General features: G+C 62.5%; 15 protein-coding genes. 9 read left to right on the top strand and 6 right to left on the bottom strand.

Annotated elements, in window-relative coordinates:
- The 9 genes from leuB to HOLFODRAFT_RS18715 all read left to right on the top strand — a co-directional run bounded on the left by leuB (position 1) and on the right by HOLFODRAFT_RS18715 (position 13,622).
- A complete protein-coding gene (gene leuB / locus HOLFODRAFT_RS0201300) occupies positions 1-1,098 on the top strand; it encodes a 3-isopropylmalate dehydrogenase (protein ID WP_005037222.1) in 1,098 nt (365 codons plus the stop codon).
- A gap of 19 nt (positions 1,099-1,117) precedes the next feature.
- Positions 1,118-4,732 carry a DUF3683 domain-containing protein gene (locus HOLFODRAFT_RS0201295; RefSeq protein ID WP_005037224.1) on the top strand — a complete coding sequence of 1,205 codons (3,615 nt, stop codon included), beginning with the start codon at positions 1,118-1,120 and terminating at the stop codon, positions 4,730-4,732.
- A 102-nt stretch (positions 4,733-4,834) separates the two neighbouring features.
- Complete coding sequence (locus HOLFODRAFT_RS0201290; protein ID WP_005037225.1) at positions 4,835-5,413, top strand: 2-oxoacid:acceptor oxidoreductase family protein; 579 nt, start codon at positions 4,835-4,837, stop codon at positions 5,411-5,413.
- Complete coding sequence (locus HOLFODRAFT_RS18720) at positions 5,410-5,793, top strand: 4Fe-4S binding protein (RefSeq protein WP_005037226.1); 384 nt, start codon at positions 5,410-5,412, stop codon at positions 5,791-5,793. Before HOLFODRAFT_RS0201290 ends, HOLFODRAFT_RS18720 begins: the two co-directional genes overlap by 4 nt.
- Before the next feature lie 3 nt (positions 5,794-5,796).
- The gene (gene porA, locus HOLFODRAFT_RS0201280; protein WP_005037228.1) at positions 5,797-6,978 is read left to right on the top strand and encodes a 2-ketoisovalerate ferredoxin oxidoreductase subunit alpha; all 1,182 of its coding nucleotides are present in this window, start codon (positions 5,797-5,799) and stop codon (positions 6,976-6,978) included.
- A 2-nt stretch (positions 6,979-6,980) separates the two neighbouring features.
- Complete coding sequence (locus HOLFODRAFT_RS0201275; protein WP_026938929.1) at positions 6,981-7,928, top strand: thiamine pyrophosphate-dependent enzyme; 948 nt, start codon at positions 6,981-6,983, stop codon at positions 7,926-7,928.
- A gap of 615 nt (positions 7,929-8,543) precedes the next feature.
- Complete coding sequence (gene tnpC / locus HOLFODRAFT_RS0201265; protein WP_005031572.1) at positions 8,544-9,932, top strand: IS66 family transposase; 1,389 nt, start codon at positions 8,544-8,546, stop codon at positions 9,930-9,932.
- Between the two features lie 283 nt (positions 9,933-10,215).
- Complete coding sequence (locus HOLFODRAFT_RS0201260) at positions 10,216-11,160, top strand: AEC family transporter (protein WP_026938928.1); 945 nt, start codon at positions 10,216-10,218, stop codon at positions 11,158-11,160.
- Between the two features lie 149 nt (positions 11,161-11,309).
- Positions 11,310-13,622: a VIT and vWA domain-containing protein gene (locus HOLFODRAFT_RS18715; protein ID WP_005037236.1), complete on the top strand. Its 2,313-nt coding sequence runs from the start codon at positions 11,310-11,312 to the stop codon at positions 13,620-13,622.
- A gap of 10 nt (positions 13,623-13,632) precedes the next feature.
- Here the strand turns inward: HOLFODRAFT_RS18715 and HOLFODRAFT_RS0201250 are convergent, their stop codons facing one another.
- The 6 genes from HOLFODRAFT_RS0201250 to ilvN form a co-directional block, all read right to left on the bottom strand.
- Positions 13,633-14,820 carry a LysR family transcriptional regulator gene (locus HOLFODRAFT_RS0201250; RefSeq protein WP_005037238.1) on the bottom strand — a complete coding sequence of 396 codons (1,188 nt, stop codon included), beginning with the start codon at positions 14,818-14,820 and terminating at the stop codon, positions 13,633-13,635.
- A gap of 105 nt (positions 14,821-14,925) precedes the next feature.
- Complete coding sequence (locus HOLFODRAFT_RS18710; RefSeq protein ID WP_005037240.1) at positions 14,926-15,324, bottom strand: cytochrome c3 family protein; 399 nt, start codon at positions 15,322-15,324, stop codon at positions 14,926-14,928.
- A gap of 28 nt (positions 15,325-15,352) precedes the next feature.
- On the bottom strand, positions 15,353-16,909 hold the full coding sequence (locus HOLFODRAFT_RS0201240) for an FAD-dependent oxidoreductase (RefSeq protein ID WP_005037241.1): 1,557 nt from the start codon (positions 16,907-16,909) through the stop codon (positions 15,353-15,355).
- 442 nt (positions 16,910-17,351) lie between these two features.
- Positions 17,352-17,816, bottom strand: a complete 465-nt coding sequence (locus tag HOLFODRAFT_RS0201230) for a WbuC family cupin fold metalloprotein (RefSeq protein WP_005037243.1) — start codon at positions 17,814-17,816, stop codon at positions 17,352-17,354.
- 89 nt (positions 17,817-17,905) lie between these two features.
- Entirely contained in the window at positions 17,906-18,913 is a 1,008-nt protein-coding gene (ilvC, locus tag HOLFODRAFT_RS0201225) for a ketol-acid reductoisomerase (protein WP_005037245.1), read from the bottom strand.
- A gap of 55 nt (positions 18,914-18,968) precedes the next feature.
- Positions 18,969-19,502, bottom strand: coding sequence for an acetolactate synthase small subunit (gene ilvN, locus HOLFODRAFT_RS18705; protein WP_005037247.1), 534 nt, complete (start codon positions 19,500-19,502; stop codon positions 18,969-18,971).
- Positions 19,503-19,512: the final 10 nt, after the last annotated feature.

The raw sequence follows: 19,512 nt of genomic DNA, 5'->3' as shown, positions 1-19,512 counted from the left end.
ATGACCAGCACCTACCAGATCGCAGTGCTCCCCGGGGACGGCATCGGCCCCGAAGTGATGAACGAGGCCATCAAGGTCCTGGAGAAGGTCCAGTCCGCCTTCGACCTGAAGCTCACCTACTCCTGGCATGATGTGGGCGGAATCGCCATCGACAACCACGGGTGCCCCCTGCCCGAGAGCACCCTTAAGGCCTGTGAGGCCTCGGACGCCGTGCTCTTTGGCTCCGTGGGCGGCCCCAAGTGGGAAGGCCTGCCCCCCAACCAGCAGCCCGAGCGGGGCGCCCTCCTGCCCCTCCGTGGCCACTTCAAGCTCTTCTGCAACCTGCGTCCTGCCCAGATCCACCAGGGCCTGAACCACCTCTCCCCGCTGCGTGCCGATATCTCCCAGAAGGGCTTCGACATCGTCTGCGTGCGCGAGCTCACCGGCGGCATCTACTTCGGCCAGCCCAAGGGCCGCGAGGGCGAAGGCGCCCAGGAGAAGGCCTACGATACCGAGATCTACCACCGCTTCGAGATCGAGCGCATCGCCCGCATCGCCTTCGAATCCGCCCGTCTCCGCAGCAGGAAGGTGACCTCCGTGGACAAGGCCAATGTGCTCCAGAGCTCCATCCTCTGGCGCCAGGTGGTGACGGAAGTGGCCAAGGACTACCCCGATGTGTCCCTGAGCCATATCTATATCGACAACGCCACCATGCAGCTGGTGAAGGATCCCGCCCAGTTCGACGTGCTCCTCTGCTCCAACCTCTTCGGAGACATCCTCTCCGACGAGTGCGCCATGATCACCGGCTCCATGGGCATGCTGCCCTCCGCCAGCCTCAACGAGGGGGGCTTCGGCCTCTTCGAACCCGCCGGTGGCTCCGCTCCGGACATCGCGGGCAAGGGCATCGCCAACCCCGTGGCCCAGATCCTCAGCGCCGCCCTCATGCTCCGCTACAGCCTCAAGCAGGAAGCCGCCGCCCAGGCCATCGAGCGGGCCGTGGCCGAGACCCTGGCCGAGGGCTACCTGACGGGCGACCTGGCCCAGGGCGAGGGCAAGCACCCCGTCCAGAAGACCGCCGAGATGGGTTCCCAGATCGCCGCCCGAGTCCGCGCCCTTTAAGCTTTTTTCCAGAGCCTACATGACCCGAGAAATCCCGTTCAACTACACCTCCGCCGAGGATCACCAGGCCGTATCCCTCCTCCTGGGTCCGGAAATTGTCGAAACCCTGGAAACCCTCAGCAGTCGCAGAGTCACGGGACGTTCAGCTCGCCTGCTGGCGCGGATCTTCGGCGAGATCCTCATCCACCGCCGGAATCCCTTTCTCTTCCAGGAGTTGCTGGATTCCAAGAGCCGCCAGGAGCGCCTCTTCCTCAAGGCGGACCAGGATCTGCATGCCATCGAGTCCAACGCCAAGGGCGACCCTCTGGTCATGGAAGTCCTGGCATCCTGTCGGCGACTCCTCTCGGAATTCCGGGACGAGGTGGAGGACACCCCCTCCCTGCGCAAGCGCATGAAGTCCGAACTGGGGGGCGTAGTGGGCCCGAAGAACGTCCTGGTGGACCCATTCGCCCTGGTCTCCCACGCCACCGACGCGACGGACTGGCGCCTGCACCTGCCCGTCGCCGTGCTCATGCCCGACGACGAGGCCCAGGTGGCTCCCCTCCTGGCGGCCATCGGCCGCCTGGGGCTGAAGGCCATCCCCCGGGGTGGCGGCACGGGACTCACCGGTGGGGCCATCCCCCTGCGCCCGAACTGCGTTGTCGTGAACCTTGAAAAGCTCAACCGCATCCAGCCCATCGAGCTGAAAAGCTTCGTCCTGGCCGACGGGAGTGGGGCCAGCGCCCCCACGGTGCACCTCCAGGCCGGTGTCATCACCGAGAAGGCCATGGAGGTGGTGGAGGAGAAGGGCCTTGTCTTCGCCACGGACCCCACCAGCGCCTGGGCTTCCACCATCGGCGGCAACATCGCCGAGAACGCCGGAGGCAAGCTGGCAGTGCGCTGGGGCACCTGCATCGACAACCTGCTGGAATGGCGCATGGCCATGCCCTCCGGACAACAGTGGGTCATCCGCCGCACGGACCACCAGCTCCGCAAGATCCTCCCCCAGGACATTGTCACCTTCGAGATCTCCGACGAGAGCGGGCGCATCCTCAGGACCATCCCCCTCAAGGGCACCGAGATCCGCAAGGAAGGCCTCTGGAAGGACATCACCAACAAGGCCCTGGGCGGCGTCCCTGGCCTCCAGAAGGAAGGCACCGACGGCGTCATCACCTCCGCCGAGTTCATCCTCTACCCCGAGTACGAGGCCAAGCGCACCCTCTGCATCGAGTTCTTCGGCCCCAATATGGACGAGGCCAGCCGAGTCATCGTCGATATCTCCAAGGCCTTCCCCTTCCCCGATGATGGGCACGAGAGCCTGCTGGCCCTGGAGCACTGGGATGACGAGTACGTGCGGGCCATCGACTACAAGGTGAAGGCCGCCCGGGCCGAAACCCCCAAGGCCGTGCTGCTCATCGATGTGGCGGGCCACACCTCTGAGGAGGCGGCCCGGGGTGCCCAGCGCATCCATGCGGTCCTGGAGGGGTACCCCAACACCATCGCCTTCGAGGCCCGGGACAACGCCGAGGCCAAGAAGTTCTGGCTGGACCGCAAGAAGCTGGGCGCCATCGCCCGGCGCACCAACGCCTTCAAGCTCAACGAGGACATCGTCATCCCCCTGGCGGCCCTGGCGGACTTCGCCCACTTCATCGAGCGGGTCAATGTGGAGGAGGAGCGTTACACCCAGACGCGCTTCATCGAAAGAACTGCGGACTTCCTGGGCACCCTCGAGGATCGGGAGGACGGCGAGACGCTGGCCCTCAAGATCCCTTCGGGACAGGCCCTCTGCACCGCCGCCCGGATGGCGGTGGAGCATGCGGGCGAGACCCTGCTCCAGGAGCAGAGCATCCTGACCAAGCTGCGCTATGAACTGACGGAGCTCATGCGGGGCTATCCCACCATCCTGGAGAACCTGGACCGGATCCACACCGAAGTGCGGGCCCGCAGGGTCATCCTGGCCACCCACATGCATGCGGGCGATGGCAACGTCCACGTCAACATCCCCGTGCTGTCCAACGACCGCCCCATGCTGATGCGCGCGGACAAAGTGGTGGATCGGGTCATGGAGAAGGTGGTGGAGCTCGGGGGTGTCGTCTCCGGCGAGCACGGTATCGGCGTCACCAAGCTCAAGTATTTCGATCCCCAGCGCATGGCGGAGCTGAGCGCCTACCGGAAGGAAGTGGACCCCGAGGGGCTCATGAACCCCGGGAAGCTTGAGGATCTCTCGGTCCTGGACCACATCTTCACGCCCTCCTTCAATCTGATGGAGTTGGAGGCCCGCATCCTCAAGCACGGGCAGCTCGAAGAGCTGGCCCGGAAGATCGCCCACTGCGTCCGCTGCGGCAAGTGCAAACCCGACTGCTGTGTCTTCCATCCCGCCCGGAGCCTCTTCTTCCACCCCCGGAACAAGAACCTGGCCATCGGCTCCCTCATCGAGGCCCTGCTCTTCGAGGCCCAGCGGGAACGCTCCACGCGCTTCGAGCTGCTCCAGTGGCTGGAGGAGATGGCCGATCACTGCACCATCTGCCACAAGTGCCTCAAGCCCTGCCCGGTGGAGATCGATACCGGCGAGGTCTCGGTGCTGGAACGCGAGATCCTGGCGAGCTGGGGCTATAAGCACACCCCCCTCGCCACCAGATTGACCCTCAAGTACCTCGACACCCGCTCCCGCTCCTTCAACCGCCTGTTCCGCGCCACCTTCGTGCGGGTGGGAAGCCTGGCCCAGCGCATCGGGCACCGGGTGGCCAAGCCCTTCATCTCCGGTCGGGCCGAGGCTCCGGACTTCTACCCGCTCCAGATGCTCCGCTCCCCCCAGAGCCCTGTCCCCAGCCAGACCCTGAGAGACGTGCTTCCCAACTGCGAGCCGGATCAGGTCCTGGTCTTCGAACCTGAGAAGCCCGCCCGCACCAACGTGGTCTACTTCCCGGGCTGCGGCTCAGAGCGCCTCAATTCGGCAGTCTCCATGGCCGCCATCCATCTGCTTCTGGAATCGGGGGCCCGGGTCGTCCTGCCTCCCCCCTTCCTCTGCTGCGGCTTCCCGGCCCACGTCAACGCCAAGACCGCCATGCACAGCCGCATTGTGCTGCGGGACACCATCCTCCTCTCCCAGATCCGTGACATGTTCTGCCACCTGCCCTTCGAGGCCTGCGTGGTGACCTGCGGCACCTGCAAGGAGGGCCTGGAGGAGATGGAGGTCGGCAACCTCTTCGGAGGCAAGGTGGTGGATGTCTCGAAATTCGCCATGGACCAGGGCCTGCGGATCAAGGGCGAGGGCAACTACCTCTACCACCCCCCCTGCCACGACTCCCTGGACGGCAAGGCCCAGGCGGTCCTGGCCAGGATCGGCGGATTCGACGCAGTCCACACCGTTCCCCACTGCTGTTCCGAAGCCGGCACCCTCTCCATCTCCCGGCCCGACATCTCGGACGCCATGCTGCACCGGAAGCGCGAAGCCCTTGAAGAGGCCGCCCACGAGCACGGGACTCGTCAGATCCTCACCAACTGCCCGTCCTGTCTCACGGGCCTCAACCGCAACCGCGACCAGGGTTTCCAGCCCAAGCACATCGTCATCGCCATCGCCGAGGCCCACAGCGGGCCCAAGTGGCTGGACAAGTTCAAGACCCAGGCAGCCAGGGCCAAGGCTGTGTCATTCTAGAGCTTCAACGCAGTTGTCCATATGCGAGCGCAAGCCCTGGATGACTGAACGCATTTTCTGGTCCTGGTCTCGAGTTGAGTAGCTATAGGTTTAGGAGGAACAGTGGTTGACGCGATTGCTATCCGCTGGCACGGGCGAGGTGGCCAGGGTACGGTCACGGCGTGCAAGGTCTTCGCTGAGGCCTGTCTCAGCGACGGTCACTATGTGCAGGCCTTCCCGGAGTACGGCCCCGAGCGGGCCGGTGCGCCCATCAAGGCCTACAACCGGGTCAACACCAAACCGCTGCGCGGCCACTATCCCGTGCTCCGCCCCGACATCGTCGTCGTGGTCGATTCAACCCTCCTGGACTGCATCGATGTCACCGAGGGCGCTCCCGATGGGGCCGCCTTCATCGTCAACTGCAATCCCAAGAACTGCGGGGATCTGAGGGCCAAGATCAAGGCCAAGCCAACCCAGCGGGTGGTTGCCGTCGATGCCTCCCACATCTCCATCGCCACCCTGGGCCGCCCCATGCCCAATGCGCCCCTGATCGGCACAGTCACCAAAGTCTCCGACATGCTGAGCCTCCAGGCGGTTCTCGACGACATCAAGGTGAATTTCAGCAAGAAGTTCAGCCAGAAGGTCACCCAGGGGAACCTGGAAGCGACCCGAAGGGGCTATGAAGAGGGAGTGGAGCTATGAAGGCCTGGCAGGAACTCAATCTCGGAGGGGTCGTCAGTGAACCCGGAAGCTCCCGGAACTTCCAGACGGGCTCATGGCGCTCCTACCACCCGGTCTGGATCGAGGAGAACTGCTGCCAGTGCATGCTCTGCTGGATCTACTGCCCAGACATGTCCGTCAAGACCGCGGACGGCAAGCGTGGCGAGTTCGATTATGACTTCTGCAAGGGATGCGGCATCTGCGCCCTGGAGTGCCCCGGCAAGAAAGGGCAGAAGGCCATCGTCATGGAGGAAGGGGTGTCCGGGCCTGAACCGGACGCCCCGAGGGGGAGCACGCGGGGGGACGAAGAGCGAGCCGAGCGAGCGGGCGGTCCCCCCTCGTCCAGGACGGAAGGGGTATAGCAGATGACGAAGATGGTTGCAGCCACCGGCAACGAGGCGATCGCCAACGCCATGCGTCTGGCGAAGGTCGACGTCTGTTCCGCCTACCCGATCACCCCCGCCACCGAAATCATGCAGCGCTTCACCAGCTTCGCCGCCAACGGCAAGGTCCAGACGGAAGTGCTCCTGGCAGAGAGCGAACACAGCGCCATGAGCGGATGCATCGGCGCCTCCGCAGCCGGAGGGCGCGTGGCCACCGCCACCTCTTCCCAGGGTCTGGCCCTGATGTGGGAGATGCTCCTCGTCGCCTCGGGCCAGCGCCTGCCCATCGTCATGGCGGTGTGCAACCGGGCCCTGGCCGCGCCGACGAACATCGGATGCGACCACTCCGACAGCATGGGCACCCGTGACTGCGGCTGGATCCAGCTCTACTCGGAGACCGGCCAGGAGGCCTTCGACAACATGCTCATGGCCTTCCGGATCGCCGAGAACATGGACATCCGCATGCCCGTGATGGTCTGCCAGGACGGCTTCATCACCAGCCACTCCATCGCCAACGTCCAGTGGGTGGAGGAGAACGCAGCCGCCACCTTTGTCGGCGATTACCGGCAGAGCAACCCCCTCCTGGACCTCAAGCGCCCGGTCAGCTACGGCCAACTCGCCCTCTCAGACTTGTACATGGAGTACCGCAAGGCCCATGACCACACCATGAGCCTGGTGCCCCAGGTCGTGCGGGAGGTCGCCGCCGAGTTCAAGGAGATCTCCGGCCGCAGCTACGACCTCTTCGAGAGCTACCGCCTCGACGATGCCGAGATCGGCATCGTGGTCATGTCCTCCGCCGCTGGCACCACCAAGGACATCATCGACCGCTACCGCGACAAGGGCATCAAGGCCGGCCTCCTCAAACCTCGGCTCTACCGGCCCTTCCCCTACGAGGATGTGGCCCAGGCCCTGAAGCACCTCAAGGCCCTGGCGGTGCTGGATCGCGCCGACAGCTTCGGCGCCTCCTTCGGCCCCCTCTTCCTGGATATCGCGGGGGCCCTCTCCGCCTGCAACGAACGCCCGATCATGATCAACAAGATCTTCGGGCTGGGCGGCCGGGACTACATGCCGGAACAGGGCGAGCACGTCCTGGACGAGCTGATCCAGATCGCCAAGGGAGCCCCCGTGAAGGCGGCCAAGGAGTACATCGGGGTGAGGGGTTGATGATGGCGACACCACTGAATCTGAAAGAGCTGTCGAAACAGGAGGAGCTCTTCGCCCCCGGTCACCGCATGTGCGCGGGCTGCGGAGCCCCCATCGTCGTGAAAATGGTCATGATGGCGGCCCAGCACCCCGTGGTGGTAGCCAACGCCACCGGCTGCCTCGAGGTCTCCACCTGCATCGCCGAGAACACCTCCTGGAAGGCCCCCTGGATCCACACGGCCTTCGAGAACGCCGCCGCCACCTTGGCCGGTGCCGAGACCATGTACCGCTCCCTCAGGAAGCAGGGCAAGCTTGAGGGCGATATCAAGTTCATCGCCTTCGGCGGCGACGGCGGCACCGCCGACATCGGCCTCCAGAGCCTGTCGGGCGCCATGGAGCGCGGCCACGACATGACCTACATCTGCTACGACAACGGCGCCTACATGAACACCGGCATCCAGCGTTCCTCGGCGACCCCCTTCGGTGCGGACACCACGACCTGCCCCGTCGGCAGCCAGAACCCCGGTAAGCTCCAGCACCGCAAGGACCTGACCCGCATCATGGCGGCCCACGGCATCCCCTACGTCGCCCAGGCCTCCCCCAGCCACTGGCAGGACCTGATGACCAAGGTGCGCAAGGCCCTGGACATCAAGGGACCCAAGTTCATCAACATCATCGCCCCCTGCAACCGCGGCTGGCGGACCGAGATGGATGACGCAATCAAGCTCTCCCGGCTGGCCGTGGAAACCTGCTACTGGCCCCTCTTCGAGATCGAGAACGGCGTCACCCGGATCACCACCATGCCCCGGGAAAAGAAGCCCCTGACCGACTTCATGAAGCCCCAGGGCCGCTTCAAGCACCTCTTCCAGCCTGGCAACGAGTGGATGCTGGCCGCCGCCCAGGAGCACGTCGACGCCTGCTGGGAACGACTGCAGAAGGAGCAGGCCTCGCCCATCCGGCACCGGGGCTGATACCAGCCGAAAAGCCAACCACAAAAAGCAGATAGATAAGTGATCCAATAGCCACCTTATTTATCTGCTTTTACGATTTCAGTTTATAACACCAAGCCCATATCCCGATCGAATCTAAAGCCCACAATAGTCCATGGCTACGATAAAAGTAGGCGTTCAGGCCCCGCCATGGAGCAGAACCGTCCACAGACACCGATTAACACCGATTAACACCGATAAAGAGACCCGATTATTCGGTTTGCTTCAGCCAAACCCGAGGGGCTAGGAAGGCCTTTGGCAGGCACCGAAAAGCAATGAATTAGCTGGGATGCCAAGGATGAACAGGATAAAGCAATCAGCGGGCAACGATGGTTCACAAAGGCGATCTGGCCCGCCCCGCTATGCGGGGGCGCGCGGCAAAGCCGCACGCGTTCAGGAAGGACAAGGGGGCTGTGGCACGTAGGCGTGCCTACGCCCCCTTGCCCTTCCTGAACCTGGCCAGAGCGCCGAGCCTCTTGTCAGCGGCTTTTCATCCCTTGTAAGCGTTCAGCCCCCGCAGGGGGATGGACGCTTACAAATTCAGTCCATATGAGCCATTAGGTTGTACTTTTCGTTCAGGGTGGCCATGCTCATGGAATGAGCGAGAACGAGCGTCAGCTGATCTCTGAAAACCAGGCCCTAAAGGCAATGGTGGAACAGCTTTTGGGGCGCGTGGCGGATCTGGAGGCGCGCATCACCCAGAACTCCGGCAACAGCTCCAAGCCCCCCAGTTCGGACATGGGTAGGAAGCGCAAGCCACCGGTAGATCCGAGTGGACGGAAGCGCGGCGGTCAGCCGGGTCACGCCGGAAAGACCCGGGAGCAGGTTCCGCCCGAGGAGGTGGATGAGGTGAAGGACGCCGATCCCGAGGCCTGCGAGCGTTGCGGGGAATCCCTGGAGCAGGCCCCCCGGCGGGATGCCATCATCCGGCAGTTCTGCGAGTCGCCAGCGTTCCGGGCCTTCATCACGGAGCTGAGGCAGTGGTCCAAAGCTTGCCCCCGGTGCGGGCATGTCACCCGCGCGGCTGCGCCGGTGGGGACCCCAAAGGGTGCTTTCGGCCCCCGTCTCCAGGCGCTCACCGGGGTGCTCTCGGGGCGCTTCCGGCTGACCAAGCGGGAGATCATGGTGATGCACCGATCCGTCTTTGGCGTGCGGATGTCCCTGGGTTCCGTGGCGGCCTGCTGCAAGTCGGTGAGCGAGGCTGTGGCCCCGACTGCCAGAGCGATCCACGAAGAGGTGAAGGCCTCCCCAGTGGTGCACGCCGATGAAACGGGGTTCGGTCGCTGCGGAGAGGATCGGATGTGGCTCTGGGTCGCCGCAACGGCGGAGGCCGAAGCCTTCCGACTTCTGCCAGGACGGGGCCAAGCGCAGGCCAAGGACATCCTCGGCGAGGACTACCCGGGCATCATCCAGCGCGACCGATGGAAGCCCTACGAGAAGTTCCTCAAGGCCAAGCACCAGCTCTGCCACAGCCACATTCGACGTGACGTGCAGGGGATGTTGGAGAGCAAGGGTGAGACGGGAACCCAGGGCTGCATGCTGAAGCTGGCCAGCGACAAGGCTTTCCATCTGTGGCACCAGTGTGAGCAAGAGGAAATCAGTCGGGAGGAACTGGCCAAGGGGACACAGTCGATCCAGGCGGAGATGCGGGAGCGGTTCGAGATCCTGGCGAAGCACCCCGATACCACCAAGAAAGCACGGGGGACAGCCAACGATCTGCTCCGGCAATGGGATCGACTCTGGACCTACCTGACCCATGAAGGGGTGGTGCCGACCAACAATGAAGCCGAGAGGGCGATCCGCAAGGCGGTGCTGTGGCGGAAGGTGAGCCTGGGGGTGGAGAGCGAGCATGGCGCCCGCTTTGTGGAGCGCATGCTGACCCTGGCAGGCACGGCCCGGAAGCGCGGCGTGGACCTGCTGGAGTGGCTGACTCAGGCCATGAAGGCCAGCCTCGTCGGAATCGCCGCACCGGATTTCACAGCCTGATGCGGTCCCCGTGGAATCAGAAACCCCCTCCATGCGGAGGGGGCTGAACGGCTACCATCCCTTTTATCCTTGGCATCCCAGCTCATGTCTTTTTCGGCTGAGCAAAGCCGATAATCGGGTAAAGAAATGGTCTACGGGTGGGACACCTGGGTCTGTGGATGAAACAGCTTTTGTTTCTCTCCTCGGAGAAAGCGCGATTCATTGCCACGAATCGAACTGCTACTGAAGTGATCTTCGCCATTGTTTGCATATGTCATGTAAGCTAGTGACTGGAAGTGAACCATTGGATAGTTTCCATTTTGCGATCAATGCCACGATGCCGATTTTTCTGGTCATTGTGCTGGGCTGGGTGCTCATGCGCATGGGTGTCTTCAACCAGGCCTTCGCCGATGTGGCGGACAAGTATGTATTCAAGGTGGCCCTGCCTGTCCTGCTCTTCTACGACATCGCCACCACCAATCTCCGCCAGGGTTTTGACCTAAAATTCGTCCTGTTCTGCATGGTCAGCACCACGACCATGTTCCTGGGGATCTGGCTGCTGGCTCACCTGTCCATGAAGGACAAGTCCCTGGTGGGCGCATTCTCCCAAGCCGCCGCCCGGAGCAGTGCCGCGATCCTGGGCATTGCCTTCGTCATGAACATCTATGGAAATCTGGGCCAGACTCCGCTGATGATCGTGGCGGCGGTCCCCTTGTTCAACATCTATTCGGTGATCATCCTTTCGTCTTCTGCCTCGGACAACCCCGGTGGCAGGGGACATATCAAGCACACCTGTCTCAATGTCATCAAGAATCCGATTATTCTGGGCATCCTTGCCGGACTTCCCTTCTCCCTGCTTGGGATCAAGTTCCCGGTGATCGTGGCGAAGACCATCACCAGCGTGGGCAGCACCGCCACCCCAGTGGCCCTTCTGATGGTGGGAGCGGGCTTCGAGGGACGGAAGGCCCTCGCCAGGATCAAGCCCACCGTGATGGCAACCGCCATCAAGCTGCTGATCCTGCCAGCCATCTTCCTGCCCCTGGCTGTCTTCATGGGCTTCACGAAGAGTGAACTGGTGGCCGTCCTCATCATGACGGGCTCCCCCACCACCGTCAGCTGCTACATCATGGCCAAGAACATGGACAACGACGCGATCCTGTCCTCCAGCATCATCGTCCTGGCGACCCTGCTCTCCTCCGTCACCCTCACGGGGTGGATCTTCCTGCTGAGGCACATGGCCTTGATCTGAGCGGGGAGAGAAAGAGAGCCTCACGCGGAGATGCGAAGAGCGCGGAGGAGAAATCCAAACGTTCAAATCCATCTGAAAGGATTCCTCCCCTGGAGGGCATTCCCCTCTTGAGACGCGCCATCCAGGTGCGCACCCCAAGGGAGGACCCCATGAATCTCTTCATCACCACGGCTGCAGCAGTCACCGCCATCAGCGGATGCGCGGCCCTGTTCCAGGCCCCTGCGCCCAAGGTTCCAGCACCTGTCCCGCAGCATGAGATGGCTGCGCCGAAGATCCCTGAGGGGAAGCCGGAAGCCACACTTTCGCCCTTCTTCTGGGTCAAGAGCGAGGATCCCAGTGTGGACCAGCTGCCCCTCAAATCCACCTCCGTGAAAACGGATATCGCCGGGGTCATCGCCGATGTGCGGGTGACCCAGGTCTATCGGAACGAGGGCCGGAACCCCATCGAAGCCGTCTACATCTTCCCTGCTTCCACTCGGGCCGCAGTATACGGCATGAAGATGACCATCGGCGAACGCACCCTCGTGGCGAAGATCCGCGAGAAGGAGCAGGCGCGCCGGGATTACGAGCAGGCACGGGCGGAGGGCCGGAGCGCCTCCCTGCTGGAGCAGCAGCGCCCCAACGTCTTTCAGATGAATGTGGCCAACATCATGCCCGGAGACGAGATCCGGGTTGAACTCTCCTACACCGAACTCCTGGTGCCCACGAACGGAACCTATGAATTCGTCTATCCCACCGTGGTGGGGCCTCGCTACTCGAACACACCGTCATCCAGAGCTGACGCGTCCGAAAAATGGGTAGCCAATCCCTACACCAACGAAGGTGAGGCTCCTTTATCCGCCTTCGCTATCCAGGTGCGACTGGCAGCGGGTCTGCCCATCCAGCACATCACCTGCGGGACCCACAAGACCGGAGTGACCTACGATGGCCCCAGTGATGCATCCGTGAAGCTGGACACCTCGGAAACCCACGGCGGCAACCGCGACTTTATTTTGAAATATCAGCTGACAGGTGACCAGATCCAGTCCGGCTTGCTGCTGGCCAAGGGCGCGGAGGAGAACTTCTTCCTGCTCCAGGTGCAGCCTCCCAAGGCCGTGAAGCCCGCCATGATTCCGCCCCGGGAGTTCATCTTCATCATGGATGTCTCCGGTTCCCAGATGGGCTTTCCCATCGAGATCTCCAAGACCTTGATGGAGGACCTGGTGAGCCATCTGAGGCCCCAGGACCGATTCAATGTGGAGGTCTTCGAGTCCGGCTCCGCCCTCTGGTCCCCCGAGGGTTCCAGGCCCGCAAACCGGGAGAACATCCAGGACGCCCTCGCATTCATCGGCCAGCAGAGGGGCGGTGGGGGCACAGAGATCATCTCGGCCCTGCGCCACGCCTTGGCGCTACCCCGCGCGGAGGGCATGTCGCGCACCTTCGTCATCTCCACGGATGGCTATGTTTCTGTGGAGCCCGGCGTGCTTGACGTAATCCGCGAAAACCTGGGGGGCGCCAACATGTTCGCTTTCGGCGTCGGTTCCTCCGTGAACCGCCATCTCATCGAGGGCATGGCCCATGCAGGCATGGGAGAGCCATTCGTGCTGACGAATCCGGCTGAAGCCCCGGCCCAGGCGGAACGGTTCCGCAACTACATCGCCTCGCCAGTGCTTACGAACGTGAAGCTCACTTTCAACGGTAACTTCCAGGCCTATGATGTGGAACCCCTCCAGGTCCCGGACCTCCTCGCGGAACGTCCCGTCATCTGCTTCGGAAAATGGAAGGGCGGCACGACAGGCTCCGTGGAAGTGACAGGCATTTCAGGCAACGGCCCCTTCCGTCAGAGCTTCGAGATCTCCAAGGCCAAGGTGATGGACCAGGAAGCCTCCCTGCGCAACCTGTGGGCCCGGCATCGGATCCAGCTCATGGGGGACTATGCGGGTCTGGGCGATGCAGAGGGCCTGAAGAAGAGCATCACGGAACTGGGTTTGAAGTATGGACTGCTCACGAACTACACCTCCTTTGTGGCCGTCGACAGCCAGATCCGCAACCATAGCGGCCAAGCCCAGCTGATCACCCAGCCCCTGCCCCTTCCCCAGGGCATTTCCAACATGGCTGTGGGAGGCAGGCTCGCCAAATCCATGGCCTGCGCCCCAGCTCCCAGATTAAAGATGGACCTGGAATGTCGGCGAGAGGAGCCGAGTGACCGGAAGCCCATCGTCTCGGATACCGCCGATCCAATGCTCGGAATCCGCCAGGCGGAGCTTGCCCAGCGTTTGAAGGAGCCGACCGTGGCAAAGCTGCTTGCCGACACCCCGGCCGGCACCTTTCTGGAACTCCGTATTGATGCCAGGGGCAATATCCTGTCCGCTCGCTTCACCAAGCCATTCCGTGGCGCCAGGGAAGCCTGTGAAACGATCTTGAAGTGGCGATTCCAGAACTGGACAGGGCAAGGCATCACCAGACTGCGCATCCCCGTGTGACCTTTCAGGCCTACCGCCCTGGTGGGAGCATTCCCAGCAGGGCGGCCAGACCAGACTTGGCCCCTCTGGCAGGCCACGCCACAGCGTATTCGAAACTCATGTCTGCGTCCTCCAGCCTGACGTACCGGAGATGTCCGCCACCATGCTGCTCACAGGTCTCCCGTGGCTGGATGCCAATGCCCCGCCCCATCTCCAGAGCCAGCCACAAGGACTGGAAGTCAGGAAGGAATTCGGCGCGGTTGAAGTCGATTCCGACCCGCGCACAGACCTCCCGATGCCAGGCCACCCCAGGCCCCCCCATCTCCTCACTGAGGCTCACCAGTGGCTGACCCCGGAGTTCTTCAAGGCAGAGGCTCCGGCGCTCCGCAAAGGGATGCTCGCCATGAACGACCACCATCATCGGCTCCCGGGCCAGGGTTCGCACCGCCAGCCCATCCGGGTGTTGATGCCCAAAGAGGAGCGTGAATCCACAATCGATCTCCCCATCGAGGATGGCGTCGAACAGGTGAGCCAGGGTAAGGTAGCGCGTCCCCACCTGGACAGCAGGGTATTGCTTGGCGAAGTCCAGCAGAAGGCGGGGCAGGAGCTGCATTTCAATCCCCCCCACGTAGCCGAGGATGAGGGAGCCTCCCACTTGGTCTTTCAGGCCCTGGCAACGCCGGACCACAGCTTCGTATTCCTGGAGGAAGGGCTCCACGAAGCGAAAAAAGTGATGCCCGGTGGATGTCAATGCGACCACCCTGGAGGATCGCAGGAAAAGCACCCGCCCAACCGTCGCCTCGAGCTGGGTGATCTGGTAGCTGAGAGCCGACTGGGTAAGACACATTTCCTTGGCGGCCTTGGTGAAGTTCAAGCACCTCGCATTGGCCTGGAAGCAGCGCAGCCTCCGGAAGTCAGGAAGAGCCCCCTCCTGCCCAGGAGTCTCCGATGGTTCGCCGTCGGAATGGGAGCGGCAATCGGCAAGGGCATGGGCATACTCCAGGCATAGCCGCCGGAGCTCCCGGTACAGAAGGTCCCCAGCGGGGGTTAGCGAGAGGTGCTTCCCAGTGCGTTTCAGCAGGGCAACCCCAAGGAGCTCCTCAATGGAAGCCAGTTGATAGCTGACGCCAGGCTGGGTCAGGCCGATGGAATGGGCGGCCCGGGTCAGCTGGAGGTGTTCGCCCACGGCCAGAAAACATCGAAGCTGCCTGCGGTCCACCAGAGCCCTCCTCGGGTCATTATCGTTCAGATCAGGAAATGAAAGCAGCCGTCCAGTCTCCCCGGGAGCTGGACGGCTGGAAATACGAACTCGGACGAGATCGGGCTAGCGCTTCTTCTTGTTCGAATCGAAATCGAAGGTGTGGCACCGGTCGCAGAAGCTCTTGTGGGGCTCCTTATGGGCAGAGTGGCATTCGTTGCACTCGATCTTGCCGATGTGGGAGTCGTGGGGGTTGATATTGGCGAGGTAGACGTGAGGCCCCTCTTCCTTCTTGGCGGTGCGCTTGGCCATGCCTTCGTAGCCTTCGTGGCACTCCAGACACTTGTCGATCTTGGCCGCCTTCGTGGGCTTCTTCGTCAGGTGGCAGTCCTCGCAGCTGACTCCGTTGGTCTTGTGCTTGTCTGCCAGCAGCGCACTGTTCTTGGTCGAGGCCGACATGAAGGTCGCCGCGATGAGGAAGGGCAGCAGAAGCAGATAAAAAGAGCGTTTTGCCTTGTTGAACATGAAGGTTCCTCTCTCTTGATCCGGTTGGCTACTTGAGGGACTTGACGTAATTGGCGCTGTTGAGGCCGGCCAGACGCCCCGAGATGGAGGCGAAGCCCATCGTCAGCCCCTCGACGGTCATATAGCTGTCGGAGTAGAGACCTCCCGCCACATTGCCCACGGCATACAGGCCCTTGACCGGATAGGAGTCCTGGTCCACGGCCTCGAGTTTTTCATTGACCTTGATGCCGCCGATGGTCGTCAGGTTGTAGGTCACCACCTCCAGGGCATAGAAGGGCCCCTTGGCGACAGGATAGAGCAGATGTTCCTTGGCCTTGCCGAACTGGCCATCCTTGCCGTCCTTCACATAGCCGTTGTAGCTCTGGATCTGGCCCAGGAAGGGAGCCTTCTGGAAGCCAGCATTGGCGGCCAGCTCTTCGAGGGTGCTGCCCTTGTGGACAGTGCCTTCCTTGATGCCAGCCTCCAGGGCCTCCTCGATCTTGGGCAGGGGGCCGGAGATGGCACCGGGGATCCCGCGGATGTGCGCAAAGGAATCGCGCATCCCCGTCTTGGCCACTTTGAACGTGTCGACGGTGGCCTGGTCGAAGACCACGAAGCCCTGTCCGCCGATGGACACCAGGGCGTGGGACACGAGGGCGTTATCGTAGACGTGATCCTCGTTGTAGTAGCGCTGGCCGGTGCGATCCACCCAGAGAAGGGGGATGTGGATGAAGGGCTCCAGCTTGGTCATCAGCAGGGATTCTTTGTTGTCCTTGGTGACGATTCCGGTGCCATGGTACTCGGTGACGTTCTCCTTGTATTTGGCCGCGCCAGCTTCCCAGGCCATCTTCATGCCCACACCATCATTGAACATCCAGCCCATGGGGTGACCGACGATCCCGGCGGCCTTGGTCATCTCTTCGTTGCCCATGTAGCCGCCGGTGGCGACGATGACTGCCTTGGTCTTGATGGTCTTCACCTGGCCGTCCTGGGTGCGGACATCCACGCCGCAGACGGCGCCATCGGCACCCTTGCGGACCTTGAAGCCCTCGGTCCGGAACATCACCGTGCCTCCGGCCTTCTCGAAGGCAGACTGCAGGGCAGCCATACCCTGGAAGCCGTCCCACATGTGGTAGATGATGGTGGGCACTTCGCCGTCCTTCATGTGGGCGAACTGCTGGGGCTCCATGGGCAGCCAGAACTTGACCCCGTTGGACTGCATCCAGGCGATGGTGTCGGCGGAGTTGTTCACCGTGGCCAGGGCCAGGCGGGCGTTCATCAGCAGGTGACTGTAGTTCTCCATCTGGTGGAAGACATCCATGGGCGTGATGTGCATCCGTTCCTTCTGCTGGAAGGTGGTGTTGATGCCCATCATGCCCTTGGTGAGGGCCGAGGAGCCCTGCATGGTGCGCTCCTTTTCCACCACCAGGACTTTCACCCCGGACTGAGCGGCAGCGAGGGCGGCACAGGCACCGGAACCGCCCCCTCCGACGACGACGACATCAAAATCCCCGGACGCTGGAGCGCCCGCGGCGTGGCACAGGGTGCCGACCACCGCGGACACCAGAATCGCCGCCAAGCCCTTCAAAAACCTTCCGCTTCCCATGGCTCCCCCACAAATCAATGGTGTTGATAGTTAAAGCAAGCAAACAAAAGCAGGCCGGACGATCACCAATTGCCGTCAGGAGAAAGCCGACTCATGATTTTTTTCACGATAACAAATCAGAAACAGACCTGCGGCCTGTGTGGGTTGTGCCCTTCGGGCAGCCAGACAACTGCCGTTCAAAGGCCGAAGCCAGGAGATCAACACACACGATGCAACGGGTAGTCCTCAGTTTCCGGGCCTACGCCCTACCCGTCCAACGGAATTTCCAGATGGAGACAACCCTGTCCCTCAGCCTCCCGGGAGGGATCCATATCAAGCATCTATTCAAATAAAACACCTTACATATGATTCCAAAGTGATTATTTATTTATCTATCGAAAAACCTATGGCTATGCTGCCCGGATGGACAAGCTCCACAGCGCAAGTCATTCCGCTACGGCCCCTAAAAGCAGCGGCGCAAGCCCTCGAGGTAGGCGGAACGTGCGTCATCCTCTTCCGCAGGCGCCCAGGCTGCCGCCTCATCCTCGCTCAGTGGCAGATAAGGTCCGGCCTTGGCTTCGAAGAAGACCGTCCCGGGCTCAAGACTCACCGCGGCATGATAGGTCCCGGAAGGGATATCGATGGCCAGGACGCCGTTCTCCCGGGAGAGCAGCACCGTCTCCCGGATCTCGCCCTCCTCGGAGAAGAGGACAATCCCCAGGCGTCCGCTCATCAAGACCATGGCCTCGCCCTTCTCGGGATCCAGGTGGCGATGGGGCCGGATGTAGCTCCCGGGTTCGATGGCGTTCAGGAGCCGATGGCAATGGGACTCATTGGAAGGATGGAGGTTGTGGTTCTTGCGGAGCCGCAATGAAGACCGGGCCTCTTCCGAAAGTCGTGCCAGCAGATCGCGGGTGACAAGCTTCATCTGTCCTGCCTCGAAAAAGCGCCAGCGGAATCCGGTGTTCACCGGGATCCGCTGGCGCTGGTCACACGATGTCCCCGAGCGGGAATCGCCTACTGCTTGATGTTCACGGGCTTGAGGAAGGGCATCAGGTTGCGCAGCTCGGCGCCGACCTTCTCGATGAGCTGGTCCTGTTCCTTGGCGCGGACGCCCTCGAACCACTTGCGACCGGTCTCGTTCTCCTTCATCCAGGCGTTGGCGTAGCGGCCGTCCTGGATTTCAGCGAGGATCTCCTTCATCACCTTCTTGGTCTCATCGGTGATGATGCGGGGGCCGCCGGTGTAGTCGCCGTACTCGGCGGTGTCGCTGACGGAGTAGCGCATGTAGGAGAGGCCGCCCTGGTACATCAGGTCGACGATCAGCTTCATCTCGTGGAGGCACTCGAAGTAGGCGATCTCAGGCTGGTAGCCAGCATCGACCAGGGTCTGGAAGCCAGCCTTGATCAGATCGGAGCAACCGCCGCAGAGCACGGCCTTCTCGCCGAAGAGATCAGTCTCGGTCTCTTCCTTGAAGGTGGTCTGGAGCATGCCAGCGCGGGTCAGGCCCATGGCCTTACCGTAGCTGAGGGCCTGGGCAAAGGCCTGGCCAGAGGCATCCTGCTCCACGGCGATCAGGCCGGGGACGCCGCCGCCCTCCTGGAAGAGCTCGCGCACGCGGTGGCCGGGGCTCTTGGGGGCGATCATGCTGACATCGACACCCTCGGGAGCCTTGATGAAGCCGTAGCGGATGCTGAAGCCGTGGGCGAACATCAGGGTCTTGCCGGGCTTCAGGTGCTGGGCGATCTCGGTGTTGTAGACCTTGGCCTGGGTCTGATCAGGCAGCAGGATCATGATGACGTCGGCCCAGGCGGCGGCATCGGAGACGGTCTTCACCGTCAGACCGGCCTGCTCGGCCTTGGCCTTGGACTTGGAACCTTCATAGAGGCCCACGCAGACCTCCACACCGCTGTCCTTGAGATTGAGGGCATGGGCGTGGCCCTGGGAGCCATAGCCGATGATCGCGACCTTCTTGCCCTGGATCAGGGCAAGGTCTGCATCCTTGTCGTAGTACATGGTTGCCATTGGAGGGACTCCAGTAGAGGGCCGCGAAGCAGCCCGGGTTCAAGATTGAAAGGGATCAGCGCTGGGGAGCCAGGGACTCCGAAGCCGTATAGCTGGATTGTACGCCAAAGAACCCGGCTCCCCGAGCCATGGCGACCGCACCAGTACGACCGATCTCCAGGATGCCATAGGGACGCATGACATCCAAAAGGGCGTCGATCTTGCCCGCGCTGCCGGTGCACTCAAGGATCAGGCTGTCGGCGGCGATATCCACCACGGCGGCCCGGAAGGCCGTGCCCAACTGCATGATCTGGGGTCGGATATCAGGATCGGCCTTGACCCGGAGCAGCACCAGGTCCCGGACGATGGAGGGAAAACGGGAGAGCTGCTCCACCCGCTGGACATTGAGAAGCTTCTCCAGATGGGCATGGGCCATCTTGGCCCCGGCCTCGTCCGTCTCGACCACAATGGTCATGCGGGAGATCCCCGAATGCTCGGTGGGACCGACGGTCAGAGAGTGAATGTTGAAACCTCGACGACGGAATAGGGACGTCACCCGGTTCAGGACACCGGGCTCATCATCCGTATAGACGACGAAGACGTGGGACATGGAACCTCCA

Origin of the sequence: Holophaga foetida DSM 6591 (assembly GCF_000242615.2) — a bacterium.
Classification (GTDB): domain Bacteria; phylum Acidobacteriota; class Holophagae; order Holophagales; family Holophagaceae; genus Holophaga; species Holophaga foetida.
This window is presented reverse-complemented; position numbering and strand designations above follow the sequence as displayed.